Raw genomic sequence first — 21671 nt, 5'->3', positions numbered from 1 at the left:
GTCCTGTAGAAATAAGGCGGTGGGTTAAAGATGAATATTCAGCGGGGAGAGCGATGTTCCGCTAACCTGAGCGGCGGGAAGTCGCCAAAAACGTTCGGCGACGGTGGCATATACCGAGCGGAAGTCGGTCGAAAAATAAGGGTTGCCGTCGTTATCCAACTTATCGAGTGGGCTGCGATTTCCCCAGATACCTCCCTCGACTTGACCGCCAACTAGCAGCATCGGCCCGCACGTGCCGTGATCGGTTCCGCCCGATGCATTCTCTTTTGGCCGACGGCCGAACTCCGAATGCACCATAATCAGGCTATCCTGCCAGGCACCAATATCGATGAGTCCTTGCCGTAGCCCAAGCAGCAACGTCTCTACTTTACTGAGCTGGCGTTCATGTTCACCGCGTAAATGGCTATGCAAATCGAAGCCAGACAAACTGATTTTATATAGTGGTGAACGGACATTGTTCTCTATCAGCCAGAGTATCGTTGCCGCTTGCGCGTTTTGCGGTTCAATGTAGCCGTCCTGTGTAAATCGACGGGTGAAATGGTTCTGATTGCGCAGCTTATTTTGAATCCGGCGACTTATCGTGCTGGTACTCTCCATTAACCGGAGGATATGCTGTGCTGCCGTCGTACTTCTATCATTCGTGTGGGCAGAGGGTAGGGTGAAATTGGCATTAAGTAGGGCGCGACTATCCTGAAGCGTCAGTGCCTGGATCGCCGGATGGATGAGTAAAGACTGATCGCCAGAGAGAATAATGCCGTCAGTATCATGATAGCGATCCTCACGTGAAGATGTGCTCAGAACGCGGCCAGCCCAGCCTGACTTCAGCGTTGGGGTGTCAGCACCATTGGCCCAGATTGCGGCGGAACTAAAATGAGACAGATTGGGAGACGGATAGCCAACATCTTGTATTACCGCTAATTCCCCCTTTTGAAATACATTAGCGAGCTTTTTCCAGACGATATTAAAGGCCAGATCATCACTTAACGGTGCATATTCGTGAGCGTTTAACGCCAGCGTAGGGCGATAATGTCGATAGAGTGGATCCCGATAGGGAACCAGCGTGTTTAATGCATCATTTCCCCCAAATAATTCGATGACGATCAAATGCTTGTTTGTGGGAATGGCGTTTTGGGCAAACCCGCGCAGGGGAAGCATGGCTGTTAATAGGCCCGCGCCAAGCCCGCCGAGGAGCACGCGCCGTGACAATGTAAATGGTGTAGACATAAGCAGATGTCCTTATCTATTTCAGATTAAATGCGGGATCAAGCGTCAGTGCCTTTAAGGCCGTGGCACTGTTATCCGGTGGCACGGGCTGCCCGAAAGGTGTGGTAGCCAGTAGTGAATCAACAGGTATGCGGGTATAAGGCGTGATGCTGGCGGGGAGTCGGTTTCCCGATTGGCTAAATTGCGGCCTCAGGCGACCCGTACCGTATTCGATATTGGCGTTGAGCGGAGCGTGCCGATCGATCAGGCTGGCTGCTTCGCTCCTGATTGGGGTGGTGAGGTCAAAAGATAAACTTAAGTTACAGTAAAAAGATCCTAACGGTGAGTCGGCAAGGCAGGAAGAACCATTCGGAATGATCCAACTGGCCTGATAGGGGGAAAAACGATAGCCCTTGAAGGAAATCCAATTGATAAATAAATGGGTGTCGGGTTCATCAGCATCCATCGTAATAGTGACATTTTCCAATACCGCAGACGCATTGGGGAGTGGAATGGCGACAGTTTCCCACATCGGTTTCAGATTTCCCGGTTCGTTGGACGCTTGTTCTTGCCGGGTATCTGCTCCGAGCTTGGCGGTAATTCTGGCAAGCTGTTGCCCATTCGCGGTAACGATAAAACGTGCAGGAAGTCCACGGCTTTCGGATGAAAAACGCACGATTAGCTTCGTATTGTCAGTCAGCGGCGAGCTTTCTATCGCGGACCACAGCCGGGTTAACACTCTGGTACGATCGACCAGTGTCTTCCCATCAAGCCAGGCGGTGCCTTCTTCCCATCCCGCTACGGAGGGGGCCATAAACGGGCTCTGTCCCAAATTTTGGAGATAATCCAGTAGGATGTGTTGATCGGGTAACACCAGTGACAGCGTGCGAGAAAAGCCGACGATCAGATCCAATGGGGATTTGACCAATGATCCACGATGGTGTTCGTGCCAAAACGCGGGACTGAGCAGCAATGCTCGCATGAACGGTTTCATCGCATAGTCATGATTGCGTAGCACTTGCGCTAATACCGATACTGTTTCAGGGTCGTCCTCTAACGAAATAAACGCTCGGTAGAATTTCCCCGCCAGACGCGTTGCCGTTTGGGGTTGCGACAACAAAACATCGACAAGTTGATCGAGTTCTTCATCGGGCGTTCCTTGAATTTTCTGGCCGAGCAGCATTTTTTCGCCGGATACCGCTGCGCTGGCGTCAAATTGATAACGCCATTGTTGCGTGGCGTTTACACCGTGCCCTGCCAGAATCTTGGCAACCTGTTTGACATCATTTTCACTGTAGTTACCCTCTCCCAGGGTAAAGAGCTCCATTAATTCTCTAGCAAGATTTTCATTAGGATGTTGGCGTGTATTGGACGTGTTATCCAACCCGCTGAGCATCATGGGATCTTGCAGTATTTTTCGTGCCAAAAGGCGAAAGCTCTGACTACCCGCTTGACGAAATAGCGTGAGCTGATCGAAAAAAGGCGCGGTGATGAGGGTATTGTCAAACCGGGAAACGAAATGGTTATGCCAGAACAGCGTGAGACGATCGGCAAAAGGAGTGGGAGTAAGGATCATTTCCTGTACCCACCAAGCCTGTAGCTGGTTAATTTCGTTGATACGGAAAAAAATCATTTTCTGCTCTCGCCAACCTTCCTGCCAGTAATCTGGATGAGGTTGCTGCACGAAAGTCGGGGGAAGCGTGTAAAAAGGCGCATTGAGCGTGCCCAGTAGATAGTCCACGGCTTGCTCCCGCGTCATATCGTTGAAACGTTCAATATCCTGTGGGGTTGTGCCAAATCCGGTACGATCTATCAGATGTCGTGTTTCTGCGATCGTTAAGGCAACACCTGGGGGGCTGAATGTGAGTGTCCACAGCAGAATGAGAAAGCAGGGCATGCGAAATACAAAAGATGATACTAGCGATTTTCTACTGGTCGGTGAGATTCGCTGGGCGTGAAATGATGGGCGATACGCTAATACAAAACGATCCTGTTTATGCATGATAGTAGATTATCCCTATGGCGTAATAGAATGATGCGGATAACCTACTATGCAAAAAAGAGTATACGGCTTTCACCTTAACTGGGGTGGATTGGACCCTGGCAAGGGTAGGAACTACGTGCCATTGAGCTGGCGTTTTGCCTGAGCGAACTTACTTTCAAGCGTGCTTTTGGAAATCCCTCTTTTATCGCCATAATGCGCAATTAAGGCAGAAATCACAGCGTCCTGAGAGTTAAAAAGTGTATAGGCCTTGCCTGATGGTGAGCGTTGGTTATATAGGCTGATTAACGCGCCAATAATCGTCAGATACGTACTTTCACTACGCTCCCCGAGTATGGGTTGTGTAGGGTGCATCATCACTGATGCGTAAGTAGCGTTTAGTGAAAGATAATCGCTTTTTATATTATTTCGCTGAACTTCAAGAGCGGTATTTTTTATACGCATCACCTCTAATTCGGCTAGCAATATTTGCACCGAATTCATGTTTATTGTTATCGGGGTTAATCGTTCTTCTGGGGAAAATAAAAAATCGGGCTTTTCGTTCGGATAATATGACATCATCCAGTTTTTTAGATCGACATGTCGAATAGATAAATCTGGATCGTTTAAGTCTACCGGTGTCAAACTAGTAACCCCTCGTTTGCTATGACGCAATTCCCCATTGATAAGCCCATCAATCACTCTTTCTTGATTTAACGACAATTTTGGCCATGTTTGATACGCGTAATGTAAAAAAAACAGGGGGTCTTCATCGAGTTTTTTAAGTATTTCAGATTCTGACGACATTAAATGACTCCACCGAATAGCCACTTCGATGGGGCGATAAAATGTTTTTATAATGGGCGGGTTATTATATTTTGAAAGCATAATGAAAAAACCTTTTTATCATTTTACTATTTTATTTCTGGTTGGATTCATCCTACGATGGTGCAGGGTTGTTGCTGTGGTAAATAAAACCCTCATTTAACGAGAGTTTCCCTCCTGTCTATTCAAAAAATACATGGAATTATCTAAAATACTATGACATATAAGCTGCTTTTGTTTTTATCCACAAGATGCTTTTTTAGTATATATTTTATTGCTTAAAAATAAGGCCAGTATATATCCGTCAAACTTCAGGCTGTTTGTGCATGGTAGTGAGGAAAGCGATTATGGTTAACGCGTAGAGAACGCTGGGGCTGTCCATCTGCTGAATCACGGCGACGCGAGTAGACATCGATTCGGTCGATGGCCTTAACTTCGGCGGGAATATTATCTCTAGTAAAAATAAGTTGAGATATAGGGAGAGAGTGTCAGAACAACCAGCACGATCCCTCCACCAATATTAATGCTTTTTTTCAACGCAATGGGGTTGATTCTGCCTGATGAGCGGATAAGTAACTGTGCTGAAAATAGCAGCCAGGCCGACATCATTACAATGTGTAGGGTAGCGAGTGTTAGGTAGGACGCAAGCGACACGGGTGAGGTGCCTTTGGTATTCACAAACAGCGGAACAATAGTGACATAAAGTAGGATCGCTTTAATATTCAGAACATTTGCCAAATAGGCCTCTTTGATACCCACTCTGCTGCTGTTGCATGAGGTTGTACTTTTCTCCCGCAACCCACTCTCTATCAAACGAAACGCTAAGTAGAGCAAATAACCCGTACCAATCGCGGTAATGGTATGCATGATCGTAGGGTAAAAGGATAGCAGCCCTGCGAGACCAATACTTGCCAGTAAGCTATGTGTATAAATACCCAGCGCAGTACCGATAATAATGCGCGATACGGCGTGTATTCCCCCACTGGTTGCGTTATTCATTGCCAGCGTAAAACTGGCTCCAGGAGATAATGTGATCGGGGTTAACGCGATGATAAAGCACAGTATATCCATGAGGTCGTGAGTTCAGCCGTGTGTCTGTTAGCGAGATATACAATAGTGTGGGCTGGAAATCAGTGAGACGGGCGCACATTGCGCCCGGTGAATGGGTCTGGAAAGTGGCTAATACGAAAGAGGTTAATGCGTCACCATTAATGCGTGATGATGCTATCCAGCGCGCGCAGGTGCTCTGGCTGCCACGACAGGTTGACTTCGGTGCCCGCTTTCCAGTGCGGCTGAATCTCGTTAGCAGGGAGTTTCACCATAAACTGCGGCTGGCCTGCGACTTCCGTCATCATCCTGACGTGATCGCCCAGATAGATGAACTGCTGAATGCGGGCTTTGACATGCTGCATTGTGTCGTCGGTATGAGCCGCGTTGACGTGAATACGTTCCGGCCGAATGCAGAGTGTGATTTTACGACCCGGCGAGCTGGGGCGGACTTTCAGCGCACGCAGCGATGTGCCGTCGTCTAGCGTTGCCCGGTAGAACGCGCCTTCGGCCTCGGCGCGCGTGGCGAGCAGCGTATTGTTTTCGCCGATAAACTGCGCCACAAACGCATTCTCCGGTTTTTCGTAGATATCGCTAGGGCTGTCCATCTGCTGAATCACGCCGTCGTTAAACACGGCGACGCGGTTGGACATCGTCATCGCTTCGCTCTGGTCATGGGTGACGTACACCACGGTTAATTCCAGCGATTGATGCAGCTCTTTGATTTCTAACTGCATATGCTCGCGTAGTTGCTTATCCAGCGCACCCAGTGGTTCATCCATCAGCACCAGTTTCGGTTCGAAGACCAGCGCGCGAGCCAGCGCCACACGCTGCTGCTGGCCGCCGGACATCTGTGCGGGGTAGCGATCGGCTAGGCTAGTCAGCTTTACGCGATCCAGCACGCGATCGACTTTCTCTTTGATATCGACGCGGTTTAGACGGCGGATGGACAGCGGAAACGCCAGATTCTCCGCCACAGTCATGTGTGGAAACAGTGCGTAGTTCTGAAACACCATGCCGATGTCGCGCTGATGCGGCGGGAGATGATGCAACGGTGCATCGCGCAGCAGGATTTCTCCCTGCGTTGGGGTTTCAAACCCGGCGAGCATCATCAAACTGGTGGTTTTTCCCGAGCCGGACGGCCCAAGCAGGGTCAGAAATTCACCTTCACGAATATCCAGATTCAGGTTTTTGACGATCAGGCGGTCGCCGTCGTAGGTCTTCTGAACGTTCTTGAAGCTGACATAATTTCTCATTTTTTCACTCTCCGGCAGTCACTGTTATTCATAAGGATGCATAAACCATGCCGGATACGAGAGAGCTGAGGATTGTCATACTACGACAGGCAAAAATGCCGTCGCTTGCTACGATGAATGCCCTGTAATGGGGCGCGTCATGGATAGGTGGCACTCTAATGGTGCGAGCATGCTGTATCGCTGTGCCCTATAAAAATGCACCCCGTCAGGCGTTCAAATCATGCGTATTCAGCGCCTGAATACACGTCACAATCACAGCGAAAGCCTGCTCCATTTGAGGTTCTTCGATGCTGGCATAGCCCAGCAATAAACCGCGCTGCTGCGTCGGTTGCAGGTAGTAGCTGGAAAGCGGTTTGACCATCACGCCACGGCGTAGGATGGCGGCGCTCAGCACAACATCATCAACGTGGGGCGGCAGGCTAAGCAGCATGTGCAGACCGGCATTACTGTTATCTCCGACGTAATCCGCCCCCAGATGCTGTTCGATCAGCGATGTCAATAACGCACGGCGTTTGGCATACAACAGGCGCATGCGGCGGATGTGCGCGGCGTAGTGGCCCTCACGGATAAACTGCGCGAGCGTTGCCTGCGTTAGCCAATGTCCTCCCCGATAAAGCTCGGAATGTGCCGTCTTCAAAGACTGCGCCAGCAGCGGCGGCAGCACCATGTAACTGACGCGCAGGCCGGGGTAGAGCGTTTTGCTGAATGTACCGATGTAGATCACCGGTGATTGCGCCTGTAGCCCTTGCAGTGCGGGGATTGGGCTGCCAGAAAAGCGAAACTCGCTATCGTAATCATCTTCCACCACCCAGCAGCCGTGCTCCTGTGCCAGTGCCAGCAGTCGTTGACGACGTGCCAGGCTCATCACTGCACCCAGCGGATACTGATGTGACGGTGTCACGCAAATCAAACGCGGTGCGGCGTCGGGCAACAGGGTATCCGGCGGCACTAGCCCTTGTTCATCCACATCGACTGGAGCAATGCGCAGGCCGTTAATCGTCAGAACATTGCGAATCCCCCAATAGCAGGGATCTTCAATCCATGCCAAATCACCGGGATTGCACAGCATTTTGGCGAGCAGATCCATCGCCTGATGGGTGCCTTCAGTAATCAGAATCTGCTCCGGCGTACACTCCACGGAACGAGCGACGCGCAGATAATCCACCAGCGCCAACTGGAGTTCGGGAGAACCGCCAATCGGCGAGTAAGACAGTTGTTCAGGACGAACGCGCCGCGTCAACCGCGTTTGAATACGCCGCCATAAATCATGAGGGAAGCTGGCGATATCGGGGATGCCGGGCATAAACGCTCCCCATTGGCGGACGGAGGCACCGGCATAACCCAGCAGATGCATGCCGCGACGCGAAAGCTCGTGTTTAGGTTCCCGTATTTCCCCCGTATTGTCGCTATCCACGGGCTGCATGTTGCCGTCGGGCAACTGTTCCGTGACGAAGGTCCCGCTTCCTTTGCGCGCCTCGATATAGCCTTCAGCCAGTAACTGTTCGTAAGCCGTTAGCACGGTATTACGTGACAGCGCGAGCTGTTGCGCCAGATCGCGTGACGACGGTAGACGAACGCCTGCGGCAATCGCGCCGTCAAGAATCGCGAGCCGGATACTGTCGTACAAACGCTTGTTCAGCGCACCATCTTGCTGATTGGCTAAACGCTGAAGCAATAAGTCGGTCAGGAGTGAGCGCAAAAGTGGATCCTTCAAATATTCAAAACTGGCACTGGATTATAGAACCATCTCACGTCTAAATGACATCATCATCTTGCAACGACCTGTCATCGTTCAACTCACCATCTTCAACTAATAACAGATGTATTTGGGATACCGGAGCAGACAATGAAGAATAGCGAACTGAATCAACGCCGTCTGGCCGCCACACCGCGTGGTGTAGGTGTCATGTGTGATTTCTATGCTGAGAGAGCGGAAAACAGCACCCTGTGGGATGTTGAAGGACGCGAGTTTATCGATTTCGCCGCCGGGATTGCGGTGCTGAATACCGGCCATCGCCACCCGAAAATTGTCGCTGCGGTGCGCGAACAACTGGATCGCTTTACCCATACGGCCTATCAAATTGTGCCTTACGGTAGCTATGTCACGTTGGCCGAGCGTATTAATGCGTTGGCACCGATTCAAGGCGCGGCAAAAACCACGTTCTTTACCACCGGAGCAGAAGCGGTGGAAAACGCGGTGAAAATCGCCCGTGCTTACACCAAGCGTCCTGGCGTGATTGCTTTCAACGCGGCGTTTCATGGTCGTACACTGCTGACCATGACGCTGACGGGCAAAGTAGCACCGTACTCCACGGGGTTTGGCCCGTTCCCCGGTTCCATTTTTCACGCGCTTTATCCGAATGAACAAACCGGTATTACCGTTGAACAGGCACTGGAAAGCGTCGAACGTCTGATGCATACCGATATCGCCGCCGATCAGGTTGCTGCGATTATTCTGGAACCGGTACAGGGTGAAGGCGGTTTTCATGTTGCGCCGCCCGCTTTTATCAGCGGGCTGCGTAAGCTGTGCGATGAGCATGGCATCCTGCTGATTGCCGATGAAGTGCAGACGGGCTTTGCGCGTACCGGTAAGCTGTTTGCGATGGAGTATTACACGGAGAAAGCGGATCTGATCACCATGGCGAAAAGCCTGGGCGGTGGTTTCCCGATCTCTGGCGTGGTCGGCCGTGCTGAGGTGATGGATGCGCCATCGCCGGGCGGGCTGGGCGGCACCTATGCGGGTAACCCGCTGTCGGTCGCTTCGGCGCTGGCGGTATTGGATGTGATTGAAGAAGAAAAATTGTGCCAACGTGCGCAGCGTCTGGGTGCTGCACTGGTAGAAACGCTGGAGAAAGTAAAAGCGCAGTGTCCAGCACTGGTAGCGATTCGTGCGCAAGGGTCGATGGTCGCGGCTGAATTTAACGATCCGAACACGGGTAAACCCTCGGCAGAGATTACCCGCCAATTTCAGAAAAGCGCATTAGAGGCGGGCTTGCTGCTGCTGACCTGCGGTGTGCATGGCAACGTGATTCGTTTCCTGTATCCGCTGACGGTTCCTGATGAGCAGTTCAGCAAAGCGATGAACATCCTGACGCGCGTATTAACACGATAGAAGAGAAGCTATGCAACTGAAACAGTCTATTTCACTGAAACAACAGGTGCTATTTCGTCAACACTGCCTGATTGACGGCGAGTGGCAGGATAGCCAAAGCGGTGAACGCCTGAATGTCATCAATCCGGCGACGGGTGAGGTGCTGGGTACAGTACCACTCGTGACGGTGTCACAAACCGAGCAGGCGATTGCCGCCGCAGAACAGGCGCTGGTTGAATGGCGTAAGAAGACGGGAAAAGAACGTGCCGTGCTATTGCAGACGTGGGCACGCCTGATTATGGACAATCAGGACGATCTGGCTGTGCTGCTGACGGCGGAGCAGGGAAAACCGCTGGCGGAAGCGCGGGGCGAAATTGCCTATGCCACCAGTTTTATCGACTGGTTTGCGGAAGAAGCTAAACGCATTGAAGGCAGCGTGCTGCAATCGCCGCAGGGGCAGCAGCGCCTGATGGTGATTAAGCAGCCCATCGGCGTGTGTGCAGCGATTACGCCGTGGAATTTTCCGGCTGCGATGATCACTCGTAAAGTCGGACCCGCGTTGGCGGCGGGCTGCACGATGATCGTTAAACCTGCGGAGCAGACGCCGTTTACCGCGCTGGCGCTGGCTGAGCTGGCGCAGCAGGCGGGTATTCCGCGCGGCGTATTGCAGGTGATTGTCGGCGACGCACAGTCCGTCGGTAAGGTGCTGTGCGATAGCCCAGTGGTGCGCAAGCTGAGCTTCACCGGTTCCACGGAAGTGGGCCGCATCCTGATGGCGCAGAGTGCGCCAACGGTGAAAAAATTGTCGCTGGAGCTAGGGGGCAACGCGCCGTTTATCGTGTTTGACGATGCCGATGTGGATCAGGCGGTGAAAGGCATTCTGGCCTCCAAATTCCGTAACAGCGGACAGACCTGCGTTTGTGCTAACCGGATCTATGTGCAGAACGGGATTTACCCGACGCTGGTAGAACGGCTGATCGAGGAAGTGCGTAAATTAAACGTGGGCGACGGTACACAGCCAGGTGTCACACAGGGGCCGCTGATTGATGACGATGCGGTCAGCAAAGTCGAGCAGCACATTGCCGATGCGTTATCGCACGGGGCAACGCTACTACTGGGCGGCCAACGCCACGAACGAGGCGGTACGTTCTTCACGCCGACCATCGTTGGCGACGTGACCCGCGAGATGCGTTTTGCGCGTGAAGAGACGTTCGGGCCAGTCGCACCGCTGTTCCGCTTCAGCGATGAAGCCGAGGTGATTGCGATGGCGAACGATACCGAGTTCGGTCTGGCTGCCTATGTCTACACGCGCGACGCGATACGCCAGTGGACGGTGCCGGAAGCACTGGACTACGGCATGGTTGGCATCAATACCGGATTGATCTCGAATGAAGTCGCGCCGTTTGGCGGGGTGAAACAGTCAGGGCTGGGCCGTGAAGGCTCACGTTTCGGTATCGAAGACTATCTGGAAATGAAATACCTTTGCGTCGATCTTTCCCGATAAGGTTTTCATCCCCATAGTCGGTAAGAAGCGCGTGTCGGCAGTCAACGTCGGCACCCGTGCGACAGACGCGCAATGCGTCTGAGTGGTGCAAGGCAATGTCGGCTTGCACCACAACATGGCAAAAATGGCGAAATACAATCAGGCATAAGGCAACACTGCGTACTACTGATGTTTCTCATCGCCGTTCCCGCCGCCGCAGTAGAAAAACATCAATGAAATTTTTGAATTGGCACAGTTTATGCTCATATTTTTTTGCATGATTACGTTGATACATGATGCATCAAGAATGCAGTACACGAAATAGAGTGTGCAAAATTGTGATACGCATTTGACCTTTACGTTGACTACCACTCCAGGAGCAAAGCAATGTCCAAACTCAATACTTCCTCCAAAGCAAAAGGGCTGTTCACGCGTCAGGCGCTGAAGAAAATAGCAGCGACGGCTTTTTTGGTGACGATGGCCTGTCAGGCGCAGGCGGAATCTGTCACGGTGATCTCATTTGGCGGTTTGAACAAAGATGCGCAGGATAAAGCGTTTTACAAACCGTTCGCCGCGGCGGGCAAAGGTACGGTAGAAGCCGGTGAGTATAACGGTGAAATGGCGCGTATCCGGGCGATGGTAGAAACCGGGCAGGTGGGCTGGGATGTCGTGGAAGTCGAAGGCCCTGAGCTGATGCGTGGCTGTAGCGAAGGGCTGTTCGAGCAGTTGGACTGGTCAAAGCTGGGCGATCAATCCCAATTTGTCAAAGGCGCAGCCACTGAGTGCGGCGCGGGGATCTTCCTGTGGTCAACCGTCTTGACCTACAACGCTGAGAAACTGAAACAGGCACCGAAAAGCTGGGCCGATTTCTGGAATGTAAAAGATTACCCCGGCAAGCGTGCGTTGCGTAAAAGCGCCAAATTTACGCTGGAAATTGCGCTGCTAGCCGATGGCGTGAAGCGTGAAGACCTCTACACGGTGCTGGCGACGCCAGAAGGTGTCGAGCGCGCCTTTAAGAAACTGAATCAGATCAAATCAAATATTCAGTGGTGGGAATCTGGTGCGCAGCCGCTGCAATGGTTGGTGTCGGGTGATGTGGTGATGACGTCCGCCTATAACGGTCGCGTCGCGGCAGCGCAGAAAGAAGGGCATGACTTCAAGATTGTCTGGGCTGACAGTATTTACGATCTGGATAGTTGGGCGATCGTTAAAGGTTCCAAGCATAAGGCACTGGCGGAGCAGTTTATTGCCTTTGCCAATCAGCCGGAAAACCAGAAGGTGTTCGCCGAGAACATTCCTTATGGCCCGACACACGTCAAGACCACCAGCCTGCTGGCTCCGGCTGTTGCCGCCAATCTGCCAACGGCTCCAGATAATCTGGCACAGGCCTTGCAAGTAGACACTGAGTTTTGGATCGATCACGGTGAAGAGTTGGAACAACGCTTCAACGCCTGGGCCGCCCAATAAAGTTGCAGTGATTTACCGTACGTGATGATGGAGAAAGAGCCTATGTCCCAGAGCGAAATCGTCGACTCTGCACCGCCTAGCGGGAGCGAGGAAGATTCGACACTGAAACAGCAACTGAGGATCGCGCAGAAAGCCTATAAGAAACGCTCTCTGCTGCTGATTGCACCGCTGTTTCTGTTTATCGTGGTGAGTTTTTTGTTCCCGATCACCTCGATTTTGGGGAAAAGCGTCTCCAATCCGGAATTGCGCGACAATATGCCGCAGACCATTGCCGCAATGCGGCTTTGGTCGGGTAACGATGTGCCGGATGAAGCGGTCTTCCGGGCGCTGGTCGGCGATCTGCGTGATGCCCGCAGCAGCGGTAAGCTAAGCACGATCACTAAACGGTTAGGGTATGAAGGGTCGGAATATCGCACGCTGATTACCCGCACATTGCGTAAGCTGCCCGCTGAGGGCAGCAGCGATATGCGTGACCAACTGATACGCGAACAGCCGATGTGGGGAGCATTATCTACCTGGCAAACGTTCGATCGCGCCGCAAGGCCTTTCACCAGCTATTACCTATTGGCGGTGTTTGACCATAAAGTTGATGCCACTACCCAGCAAATCGTTCCGCTACCTGCCGATCAGGCGCTGTATGTGGACGTGCTGCTGCGCACGTTGCTGATGGCGGGTGTCGTGACGCTGCTGTGCGTGGGGCTGGGCTATCCGCTGGCATACTGGCTGGCAAAACAGCCGTCTAACCGTGCCAACCTGTTGCTCATTCTGGTTTTACTGCCGTTCTGGACATCGCTGATTGTGCGGACGGCGAGCTGGATTGTGCTGTTGCAGTCCGGCGGGTTGATCAACCGTTCGTTGATGAGCACCGGAATTATTGATGAACCGCTGGTGTTGGTGTTCAATCGCATCGGTGTCTATATCTCGATGACCCACATCCTGCTGCCGTTTTTCATTCTGCCGTTATACGCGGTAATGAAAGGCATTTCCCCGAACTATGTGCGTGCGGCGATCTCGCTGGGGGCGCATCCGTTTATCGCGTTCTGGCGGGTTTACGTGCCACAAACGTATGCGGGGGTAACGGCGGGGGCGCTGCTGGTCTTCATGATGGCGATTGGCTACTACATTACGCCTGCGTTGTTGGGTGGGCCAAGCGACCAGATGCTGAGCTACTTTGTCGCGTTCTTCACCAATACCACCATGAACTGGGGGATGGCCGCCGCGCTGGGTACGCAATTGCTGATCATCGTGACGCTACTGTACGTGGTGTATATCCGTGTGACGCGCACCAATGCGGAAGCGGCAGCGCATTAAGTACGATATCCATAACCTTATACTGGGGAGATAACAAATGAGACAGCAGGGTGAAGTGGGTATCCGTCTGTGGAACACGTTCTTTAATTTTTACGGCGCAGCGATGTTGTTGTTTTTGATCGTCCCCGTGCTGGTGATTGTTCCGCTTTCGTTTAATGCGGGGTCGTTTCTGAGCTATCCGCTGACGGGATTTTCCCTGCGCTGGTATCGCGAGTTTTTCAACTCTAGCGAGTGGCTGGGGGCGCTGGGCAACAGCCTGCTGATTGCACCGCTGGCGACGCTGTTGGCGACGGTGCTCGGCGTATTAGCGTCAGTCGGGCTGGTACGTGGTGAATTTCGCGGCAAATCGCTGGTGATGGCGGTACTGATTTCGCCGATGATTGCGCCAGTGGTGATTGTCGCGGTAGGGATGTTTTTCTTCTTCGCCAAACTGTCGCTGCTGAACAGCTATCTGGGGCTGGTGTTAGCGCATGCGATGCTGGGCGTGCCGTTCGTGGTGATTACGGTCACGGCGGTACTAAAGAACTACGATCACAACCTGACGCGCGCAGCTGCCAGTCTGGGCGCTTCACCGTTGTTGGCTTTTCGCAAGGTAACGTTTCCGCTGATTGCGCCGGGGGTATTCTCTGGAGCGCTCTTTGCCTTTGCGACCTCGTTCGATGAGGTGATCGTCACGCTGTTTCTCGCCAGCCCGCGCCAACGCACGCTACCGCTACAGATGTTTGCCGGCATTCGTGAAAACCTCGACCCAACGATAGCCGCCGCCGCGACAATGATGGTCGGTGCGGCGCTTATCCTACTGATCGTGATGGAAATTTTACGTCGCCGTTCGGAGCGGTTACGGAGTGGGGGATAAGGTGGTTAACCACACCACGCTAGGGTGTGCCTCGTAATTCTTGTTTAGTGTTGGTGGTTTGTTTCGTGCGCTTTGATATTGGATTTCTCCCTTTGCATGGGAGAGCGCACGACCAAGGGCGGCTCAGTTGCCGTCGCCCTTGGAACCCTGGCTTTTTGGCGGTACATGATGCCGCTGCGCGGTGCCTTCAGAGATAACGTTTTCCTGACGGACCGCCAGTGACGCGTTCCCTACGCGGCACTGGCTTTCGCAGCATCCATGCTGCTCATCCTGGAAAACGTTTTCTCTTCAGCATCATTCTACGCCAAGGGAAAAATCGTTTTTTTCGCTGAAATTTTTTTCAGCTTTTTTTAAAACCAAAATGATGATGCATCAAACACCATTTTGATGTGTGCTGTGTAAAAAAATTATTGTGTAAAAGCGTTCAGGAGGTTCGGTATGACAGCGCAAAAAACGTTATTGCTGACCGGTGCCAGCCGGGGAATCGGGCATGCTACCGTTAAGCATTTCCACGCGGCGGGGTGGCGGATCTTTACCGCTTCACGCCAGAACTGGGCGGAAGAGTGCCCGTGGGCAGAAAAGCTGCTCAATCATATTCATCTCGATTTGGAAGATATCGACAGCCTGCAACAGACGCTGCCGCTGATTAAGGAAAAGCTAGGCGGGCGGTTGGATGCGCTGGTCGATAACGCAGGGATTTCACCAAAGGGTGCAGAAGGGCAACGTCTTGGCGTACGTGACACAGACTATGCGACCTGGCTGCGCGTCTTCAACGTTAACCTGTTTTCCTGTGCGCTATTGGCAAACGGCCTGTTCGATGAGCTCAAGGCTTCACAGGGCTGCGTCATTAATGTGACCTCGATTGCCGGTTCGCGCGTTCACCCCTTTGCTGGCGTGGCCTATGCCACCTCAAAAGCGGCGCTGTCTGCGCTGACGCGAGAAATGGCGTTTGATTTTGGTCCGCACGGCGTTCGTGTGAATGCGATTGCGCCGGGAGAAATTGAAACTTCGATTCTGTCGCCCGGCACGAACGACATCATCGAGCGGCAGGTGCCGATGCAGCGCTTAGGTAAGCCCGAAGAAGTGGCCAGCCTGATCTATTTTCTCTGCACGTCCGGTGCCTCTTATGTCAACGGTGCCGAAATTCATGTTAACGGAGGGCAGCATGTCTGACGGACGACTCACCGCACTTTTTCCTGCATTCCCACACCCGGCGTCCAATCAGCCCGTATTTGCCGAGGCTTCACCGCACGACGACGAGTTAATGACGCAGGCCGTACCGCAGGTTTCCTGTCAGCAGGCGTTGGCGATTGCGCAGCAAGAATATGGCTTGTCTGGGCAGATGTCGCTGCTTCAGGGCGAGCGTGATGTGAATTTCTGTCTGACGGTGACGCCAGATGAACGCTACATGCTGAAAGTCATCAATGCGGCAGAACCTGCCGACGTCAGCAATTTCCAAACCGCGCTGCTGCTGCATCTTGCCCGTCAGGCACCTGAACTGCCCGTACCGCGTATCAGGTCGACAAAAGCGGGTCAGTCGGAAACAGGCGTTGAGATCGATGGTGTACTGCTGCGTGTGCGGCTTGTGAGCTATCTGGCAGGAATGCCGCAGTATCTGGCCTCACCGTCAACGGCGCTGATGCCGCAGTTGGGGGGAACGCTGGCGCAGTTGGATAACGCGCTTCACAGCTTTACGCATCCGGCGGCAAACCGTGCGCTGCTGTGGGATATCAGCCGGGCAGAGCAGGTGCGTCCTTACCTCGATTTCGTTTCTGAACCGCAGCAGTATCAGCATCTTCAGCGTATTTTTGACCGTTATGACAGTAACGTTGCTCCTCTGTTGACGACGCTACGTCGTCAGGTCATTCATAACGATCTGAATCCGCATAACGTGCTGGTGGATGGATCGTCGCCGACGCGGGTTACTGGCATTATCGATTTTGGCGATGCCGTATTTGCCCCGTTAATTTGCGAAGTCGCGACGGCACTGGCGTATCAGATCGGCGATGGAACCGATTTGTTGGAGCATGTTGTGCCGTTTGTTGCGGCCTATCACCAACGCATTCCGTTAGCACCGGAGGAGATTGCGCTGTTACCCGATCTGATAGCGACCCGTATGGCGCTGACCCTGACCATTGCGCAGTGGCGAGCATCGCGTTATCCCGACAATCGGGAGTATCTGCTGCGTAACGTGCCGCGCTGTTGGCACAGTTTGCAGCGCATTGCGACCTATTCCCATGCGCAATTTTTGACTCGCCTACAGCAGGTTTGCCCGGAGAATGCGCGATGAACCAGAAAGGAATGACGTCTGAAATGACAGCGACAGAAGCTTTGCTGGCGCGCCGTCAGCGAGTGTTGGGCGGCGGTTATCGCCTGTTTTATGAAGAGCCGCTGCATGTCGCGCGCGGCGAGGGCGTGTGGCTGTTCGATCACCAAGGGAAACGTTATCTGGATGTCTACAATAATGTGGCTTCGGTCGGACATTGCCACCCCGCGGTGGTTGAAGCCGTGGCGCGACAGAGCGCACAACTCAATACCCACACGCGCTATTTGCACCACGCGATTGTCGATTTTGCGGAAGATTTGCTGAGCGAATTTCCCGCCGAATTGAACAATGTAATGCTGACCTGTACCGGCAGTGAGGCTAACGATCTGGCGCTGCGTATCGCCCGACATGTCACGGGCGGGACGGGGATGTTGGTGACGCGCTGGGCGTATCACGGCGTGACCAGCGCGCTGGCGGAACTGTCTCCGTCGCTGGGGGATGGCGTTGTGCGCGGTAGCCATGTGAAGCTGATCGACGCGCCAGACACTTATCGTCAGCCCGGTGCATTTCTTACCAGCATTCGTGAAGCGCTGGCGCAGATGCAACGGGAAGGTATTCGTCCTGCGGCGCTGCTGGTAGATACCATTTTTTCCAGCGATGGCGTGTTCTGTGCGCCGGAAGGCGAAATGGCACAGGCGGCGGCGTTGATCCGTCAGGCGGGCGGGCTGTTTATTGCGGATGAAGTGCAGCCGGGCTTCGGGCGCACCGGGGAATCACTGTGGGGCTTTGCGCGCCACAATGTCGTCCCTGATTTGGTGAGTCTAGGGAAACCGATGGGCAACGGACATCCCATCGCTGGATTGGTGGGGCGTTCCGCTCTGTTCGACGCATTTGGGCGCGATGTGCGCTATTTCAATACCTTTGGCGGCAATCCGGTTTCCTGTCAGGCGGCGCACGCGGTGCTGCGGGTGATTCGGGAAGAGCAGTTGCAGCAGAATGCCCAGCGGGTCGGTGATTATCTGCGGCAAGGGTTGCAGCAACTGGCGCAGCATTTCCCGCTGATTGGTGATATTCGGGCTTACGGCCTGTTTATTGGTGCGGAGCTGGTCAGCGATCGCGAAAGTAAAACGCCGGCAAGTGAATCCGCGTTGCAGGTGGTGAATGCGATGCGCCAACGTGGTGTGCTCATCAGCGCGACGGGGCCAGCGGCGAACATACTGAAAATTCGCCCGCCGCTGGTGTTTCTGGAAGAACACGCCGATGTGTTCTTAACCACGCTGAGTGACGTTTTAGCGCTCATCGGCACTCGTGCACAGAGATAATCGATTGTGCGGTTACGGTGAAAAGGACAGGGCGTTAGATACGAAACGCCGCCACGGCATGACTGAGTTCACCTGCCCGTTCGGACAATGAACCCGCGGCAGCGGCGGCTTCGTTAACCAGTGCGGCGTTTTGCTGCGTCACCGTTTCCATCTGTGAAATTGCGGTATTAATCTGCCCTATGCCCAGGCTTTGCTCATTGCTGGCGGTGGAAATTTCGGTCACGAGCGACGCCACTCGTTTTATGTCCTCCACCACGCTTTGAATCGTGTTGCCAGCGTCAATGACGATAGTGTGGCCAAGGTTCGCCTGTTCGACGGACGTCCCGATCAGGTTTTTAATCTCTTTGGCCGCGTTTGCACTGCGTTGCGCCAACGTGCGGACTTCGCCTGCGACGACGGCAAAGCCTCTGCCTTGTTCTCCTGCCCGAGCCGCTTCCACGGCGGCGTTCAGTGCGAGGATGTTGGTTTGGAAAGCGATTCCGTCTATCACGCTGATGATGTTGGTTATTTTATCTGCGGATGACACCATCAGCTGCATCGCTGATGTCACATCGCCCATCATCTTGCCCCCATCGACAGCGCGCTGTGAGGCGGTTGTTGCCAGCTGGCTGGCGTGAGCGGCATGCGTAGCATTCTGTTTGACGGAGGAGGTCATCTGTTCCATTGACGCCGCCGTCTCTTCCAGTGAACTAGCCTGCTGTTCGGTTCGAGAGGAGAGGTCGATATTGCCGCTGCTAATCTGGCTGGATGCCGTCGCAATAATGTCGGCGTTACTGTGTACGCGTTCTACGATGTCCGTCAGATTCAACACCATTTCCCGCAGCGCGGTTTGCAACTGTCCCATTTCATCACGTGAAGTAATCGCGATACGATGGGTCAGGTCGCCACTCGCTACCTTTCTTGCTAAATCCACTGCATTTTTTATCGGTACGGCAATTGAAACAATCAACCGCCAGCCGGATAAGGCAACGATAACGATGCCCGCCAGAAGGATAATCACTACGGAAAATAATAGTTTATTGAAGCTACTTTGTGATTCGGAATAGAGTTCCTGACCAACGTCAGATTGTAATTTAATCAGCCGATCGGCAATTTTTTGCAGGGGCGCATATTCGCTTTTTAATGTGTGATTGATAATGTTTTCTAACGCGTCTTTATCATTTTTCTGTATTGCATTAATGGCAAGGGTAATGACTTTATCGTTGTACTGCTTGTATAACATGGAAAACTGTTCTTCTAATATTTTTTCGTCACCAGTTAAATACGTCTTACTGTATAAATCCCATTGGGTATCATAAATTTTTTGCGCTTCCGCAATGTGCGCCAACCCCGTTTTGACATTGTCTGGCTGTGAGAGATCAACGCTCGCGATTTCAAACATCACGCTATTTACCTGTCTGGTTATATTATCCAGATAACCCAGCGCGATCAGTCGATCCTGATACAGGGTCTTCATCGACTGATTGGTATTATTCATGCCAAACAAGCCGGTAAGAGAGACAACCGAAAGCAATAATGCCATTAACAACATAACCGAAATTAATTTAAGTTTAATGCTCATAAGTACCTCTAAATTACTCCAAGATAAGGAGCGGTATTCTTATATCGACGAAATGAGGAGAATGTTTATGCTGGGGTAAACTAAAATTTTAAAATGGCATTAGGGGACTTGTAATAGCATTTGTTTACATTGATTTACAAAACGTTCGATATTCTATGCTGAATGATAAAAAATAGTTAATATATTATTCTGTCCGGAAAGTTACCGTTACAGCTAAGTGAAGTAAATAATAATCACGGCAAAGCCACGGAGTCAGTATGGTGACTTCATTTTATCGCCAGAATAGCTATGTTTAAAAAAGAACGGTTTGTTTTAAAAAATGAAAAGATACAGGGAATTAAGAGAATAACGAGGGTAATAAATTTCCGTTACTCATTTTTATATCCTTATCACACCCTCTTCCTCTGCGCGAGAAAATGCGGAGGAAGAGGGGGAACGGTTAAGGATGTTGAGCCAATTGCACGGCCTCATGGAGATTGAGGCGCTGCCAGAAATTCTGCGCACCGTTATCACCCGGCGCGCCGGAGAGTGGGTAGCCATCGGCCAGCGCAGTTTTCACCATCAAATTTCTGCGTTGGGCGGCAGAGAGCTGTGGCAGCACGGCGTCGAGCAGCACCTCTGCACCTTCGGGAACGCTAACCGTAGACGTTGCGCCAGGCTGAGCAGGCAGCCCGTACGTCATGGTGTAGTGATAAAAGGTTTTCATTTCCGGTGCCGCGTAAGGATCGTCCTGCGGGGCATTCTTGGCGCAGGCGCTCAACGTGGTACCACAGGCTTTCTCTAACGCGCTGCGTAACTCGACCTTGGCCTGTTCAAACAGCCGACGATACTGTGGATCGTTGAGATAATGTGCCACGTTACGTTCGGCAATCATCCGTGAACCTATGACGTCCAATGGGTAATGAACGCCCAGCACGACGCGTGAATAGCCATAGCGTGCGCCGCGATCGATTAGCGGGACGAAGCGTTCAGGGATCATTTCCGCTAACAGTAGGGCATCGGTATAGCCGGTGTTGGTATGGCCGCTCGGAAACGCGCCACCGGTTGCGGTATAGGGTTTGTTATCGCCGATTACAGCAGTATCTGGCACCAGATGAATCGTGTTATTTGGCTGTAGAAAAGGACGAGGATAGTTGAAATGCAGTTTTGCGGCGGACGTGCTGACGCCTGATAACTTGAGTAACACGGCGGCCTTCCGTATTTCACCGTGGTTATAGGCGGTGATAAATACCTTGCCCAGCCTCGGGCCTAGCGCATCCGCCAGATAATAGAGATATCCCTGGCCTTCAGCATCGACGACTGCCTGCTCACGTTGTCCCGTGGTGGCTTCACGATTAATGCGTGTAACGATAGCCGTGTTTTGCTGCAACACATCAGTAGAAAGGTGTGAGAAGGATTCCAATAGCGCAATGCCTGCCTGCTGGTTGGCTTTGACTGCGAAGTCATATCCGCTGGCATTCAGCCAGTTGATATCCGCCATTTGTGATGTTTCTTGCGCCTGCGCTAACTGCGCACGGGTGAGCTGCGGCGCATCGCCTTGGATTGCTTTGCGCAGCGCGGCCTGAATGGTTTGTTCCAGTTCAATAACGTGAGGACGGTTACTGGCCTGCGTGGTGGAATCCACAATGGTGCTGATAGTCGCGCTGTCCGGCTGGGGCGAGGCGGCAATCCCAGAAAGCGGTAGCAGAAAAAGACTGGTGATTGGTAACACTCTGATCGTCGCAAGCATAGTCGTGCGATAACGCATGATGGCATCCTTATGGGGAGGACAAACGTTTGTCGGTGCGGGATCAGGCTAGGCGCTGATTGTGATGGTAATGTTTCAGGATATATTTTGAGATACTTATCAAAGAATTATCATGATTTGTTATGTTTGGTGACGCAGTAAACGTCAACGGCATAAACAAAGATGGCGGGGATATATAGAAGAAAAAGACATAAAAGAGTTTCTAAAAAACAGAAGGGTGATTTGCTTTTTTTATCATTGACGCAAAGCTCATTT

General features: G+C 52.5%; 16 protein-coding genes and 1 pseudogene. 8 read left to right on the top strand and 9 right to left on the bottom strand.

From position 1 onward, the window contains the following. Positions 1-24 precede the first annotated feature (24 nt). From DCX48_03535 to DCX48_03510, 6 genes are all read right to left on the bottom strand, one after another. Entirely contained in the window at positions 25-1224 is a 1200-nt protein-coding gene (locus DCX48_03535; protein ID QXE13657.1) for a DUF1501 domain-containing protein, read from the bottom strand. A gap of 16 nt (positions 1225-1240) precedes the next feature. Beyond that, on the bottom strand, positions 1241-3205 hold the full coding sequence (locus tag DCX48_03530; protein QXE13656.1) for a DUF1800 domain-containing protein: 1965 nt from the start codon (positions 3203-3205) through the stop codon (positions 1241-1243). 114 nt (positions 3206-3319) lie between these two features. Further along, positions 3320-4072: a hypothetical protein gene (locus DCX48_03525; protein QXE13655.1), complete on the bottom strand. Its 753-nt coding sequence runs from the start codon at positions 4070-4072 to the stop codon at positions 3320-3322. Positions 4073-4462: 390 nt separating this feature from the next. Then, entirely contained in the window at positions 4463-5080 is a 618-nt protein-coding gene (locus tag DCX48_03520; protein QXE13654.1) for a LysE family translocator, read from the bottom strand. 137 nt (positions 5081-5217) lie between these two features. Continuing rightward, positions 5218-6312 (bottom strand): ABC transporter ATP-binding protein, encoded by a 1095-nt coding sequence (locus tag DCX48_03515; GenBank protein QXE13653.1) that lies wholly within the window; start codon positions 6310-6312, stop codon positions 5218-5220. Between the two features lie 205 nt (positions 6313-6517). Further along, the gene (locus tag DCX48_03510; GenBank protein ID QXE13652.1) at positions 6518-8011 is read right to left on the bottom strand and encodes a PLP-dependent aminotransferase family protein; all 1494 of its coding nucleotides are present in this window, start codon (positions 8009-8011) and stop codon (positions 6518-6520) included. 147 nt (positions 8012-8158) lie between these two features. Here DCX48_03510 and DCX48_03505 point away from each other — a divergent pair, with 147 nt between their 5' ends. The 5 genes from DCX48_03505 to DCX48_03485 all read left to right on the top strand — a co-directional run bounded on the left by DCX48_03505 (position 8159) and on the right by DCX48_03485 (position 14520). Then, positions 8159-9424 carry a 4-aminobutyrate--2-oxoglutarate transaminase gene (locus tag DCX48_03505; GenBank protein ID QXE13651.1) on the top strand — a complete coding sequence of 422 codons (1266 nt, stop codon included), beginning with the start codon at positions 8159-8161 and terminating at the stop codon, positions 9422-9424. A gap of 10 nt (positions 9425-9434) precedes the next feature. Then, on the top strand, positions 9435-10907 hold the full coding sequence (locus DCX48_03500) for an NAD-dependent succinate-semialdehyde dehydrogenase (GenBank protein QXE13650.1): 1473 nt from the start codon (positions 9435-9437) through the stop codon (positions 10905-10907). Between the two features lie 366 nt (positions 10908-11273). Further along, entirely contained in the window at positions 11274-12353 is a 1080-nt protein-coding gene (locus tag DCX48_03495; GenBank protein ID QXE13649.1) for an ABC transporter substrate-binding protein, read from the top strand. Between the two features lie 42 nt (positions 12354-12395). Next, positions 12396-13664 carry an ABC transporter permease gene (locus DCX48_03490; GenBank protein QXE13648.1) on the top strand — a complete coding sequence of 423 codons (1269 nt, stop codon included), beginning with the start codon at positions 12396-12398 and terminating at the stop codon, positions 13662-13664. Positions 13665-13701: 37 nt separating this feature from the next. Further along, positions 13702-14520, top strand: a complete 819-nt coding sequence (locus DCX48_03485; GenBank protein ID QXE13647.1) for an ABC transporter permease — start codon at positions 13702-13704, stop codon at positions 14518-14520. A 44-nt stretch (positions 14521-14564) separates the two neighbouring features. Here the strand turns inward: DCX48_03485 and DCX48_03480 are convergent. Beyond that, positions 14565-14780: pseudogene (locus DCX48_03480) on the bottom strand (hypothetical protein). Positions 14781-14958: 178 nt separating this feature from the next. Here DCX48_03480 and DCX48_03475 point away from each other — a divergent pair. From DCX48_03475 to DCX48_03465, 3 genes are read left to right on the top strand one after another with little or no spacing between them, the layout of a single operon-like run. Next, positions 14959-15693: an SDR family oxidoreductase gene (locus DCX48_03475; GenBank protein ID QXE13646.1), complete on the top strand. Its 735-nt coding sequence runs from the start codon at positions 14959-14961 to the stop codon at positions 15691-15693. Then, positions 15686-16810 (top strand): phosphotransferase, encoded by a 1125-nt coding sequence (locus DCX48_03470; GenBank protein QXE13645.1) that lies wholly within the window; start codon positions 15686-15688, stop codon positions 16808-16810. The genes DCX48_03475 and DCX48_03470 overlap by 8 nt, the downstream gene beginning before the upstream one ends. Beyond that, a complete protein-coding gene (locus DCX48_03465) occupies positions 16807-18108 on the top strand; it encodes an aminotransferase class III-fold pyridoxal phosphate-dependent enzyme (protein QXE13644.1) in 1302 nt (433 codons plus the stop codon). The genes DCX48_03470 and DCX48_03465 overlap by 4 nt, the downstream gene beginning before the upstream one ends. A gap of 34 nt (positions 18109-18142) precedes the next feature. On the opposite strand, the gene DCX48_03460 is transcribed toward DCX48_03465, so the two are convergent. Together DCX48_03460 and DCX48_03455 are read right to left on the bottom strand one after the other, a co-directional pair. Further along, positions 18143-19669, bottom strand: coding sequence for a HAMP domain-containing protein (locus DCX48_03460; GenBank protein ID QXE13643.1), 1527 nt, complete (start codon positions 19667-19669; stop codon positions 18143-18145). A gap of 439 nt (positions 19670-20108) precedes the next feature. Further along, on the bottom strand, positions 20109-21416 hold the full coding sequence (locus tag DCX48_03455; GenBank protein ID QXE13642.1) for a phosphatase PAP2 family protein: 1308 nt from the start codon (positions 21414-21416) through the stop codon (positions 20109-20111). Positions 21417-21671: the final 255 nt, after the last annotated feature.

The sequence above is a fragment of the Pectobacterium atrosepticum genome, assembly GCA_019056595.1.
Lineage (GTDB): Bacteria > Pseudomonadota > Gammaproteobacteria > Enterobacterales > Enterobacteriaceae > Pectobacterium > Pectobacterium atrosepticum.
The sequence above is the reverse complement of the archived record's forward strand: the minus strand, read 5'-3'. Positions and strand labels throughout refer to the sequence as shown.

What these genes read in the sequence shown, in the direction of transcription:
- DCX48_03535 (QXE13657.1), bottom strand. Translation starts at nt 1,224, where the DNA reads ATGTCTACACCATTTACATTGTCACGGCGCGTGCTCCTCGGCGGGCTT.
- DCX48_03530 (QXE13656.1), bottom strand. Translation starts at nt 3,205, where the DNA reads ATGCATAAACAGGATCGTTTTGTATTAGCGTATCGCCCATCATTTCAC.
- DCX48_03525 (QXE13655.1), bottom strand. Translation starts at nt 4,072, where the DNA reads ATGCTTTCAAAATATAATAACCCGCCCATTATAAAAACATTTTATCGC.
- DCX48_03520 (QXE13654.1), bottom strand. Translation starts at nt 5,080, where the DNA reads ATGGATATACTGTGCTTTATCATCGCGTTAACCCCGATCACATTATCT.
- DCX48_03515 (QXE13653.1), bottom strand. Translation starts at nt 6,312, where the DNA reads ATGAGAAATTATGTCAGCTTCAAGAACGTTCAGAAGACCTACGACGGC.
- DCX48_03505 (QXE13651.1), top strand. Translation starts at nt 8,159, where the DNA reads ATGAAGAATAGCGAACTGAATCAACGCCGTCTGGCCGCCACACCGCGT.
- DCX48_03500 (QXE13650.1), top strand. Translation starts at nt 9,435, where the DNA reads ATGCAACTGAAACAGTCTATTTCACTGAAACAACAGGTGCTATTTCGT.
- DCX48_03495 (QXE13649.1), top strand. Translation starts at nt 11,274, where the DNA reads ATGTCCAAACTCAATACTTCCTCCAAAGCAAAAGGGCTGTTCACGCGT.
- DCX48_03490 (QXE13648.1), top strand. Translation starts at nt 12,396, where the DNA reads ATGTCCCAGAGCGAAATCGTCGACTCTGCACCGCCTAGCGGGAGCGAG.
- DCX48_03485 (QXE13647.1), top strand. Translation starts at nt 13,702, where the DNA reads ATGAGACAGCAGGGTGAAGTGGGTATCCGTCTGTGGAACACGTTCTTT.
- DCX48_03475 (QXE13646.1), top strand. Translation starts at nt 14,959, where the DNA reads ATGACAGCGCAAAAAACGTTATTGCTGACCGGTGCCAGCCGGGGAATC.
- DCX48_03470 (QXE13645.1), top strand. Translation starts at nt 15,686, where the DNA reads ATGTCTGACGGACGACTCACCGCACTTTTTCCTGCATTCCCACACCCG.
- DCX48_03465 (QXE13644.1), top strand. Translation starts at nt 16,807, where the DNA reads ATGAACCAGAAAGGAATGACGTCTGAAATGACAGCGACAGAAGCTTTG.
- DCX48_03460 (QXE13643.1), bottom strand. Translation starts at nt 19,669, where the DNA reads ATGAGCATTAAACTTAAATTAATTTCGGTTATGTTGTTAATGGCATTA.
- DCX48_03455 (QXE13642.1), bottom strand. Translation starts at nt 21,416, where the DNA reads ATGCGTTATCGCACGACTATGCTTGCGACGATCAGAGTGTTACCAATC.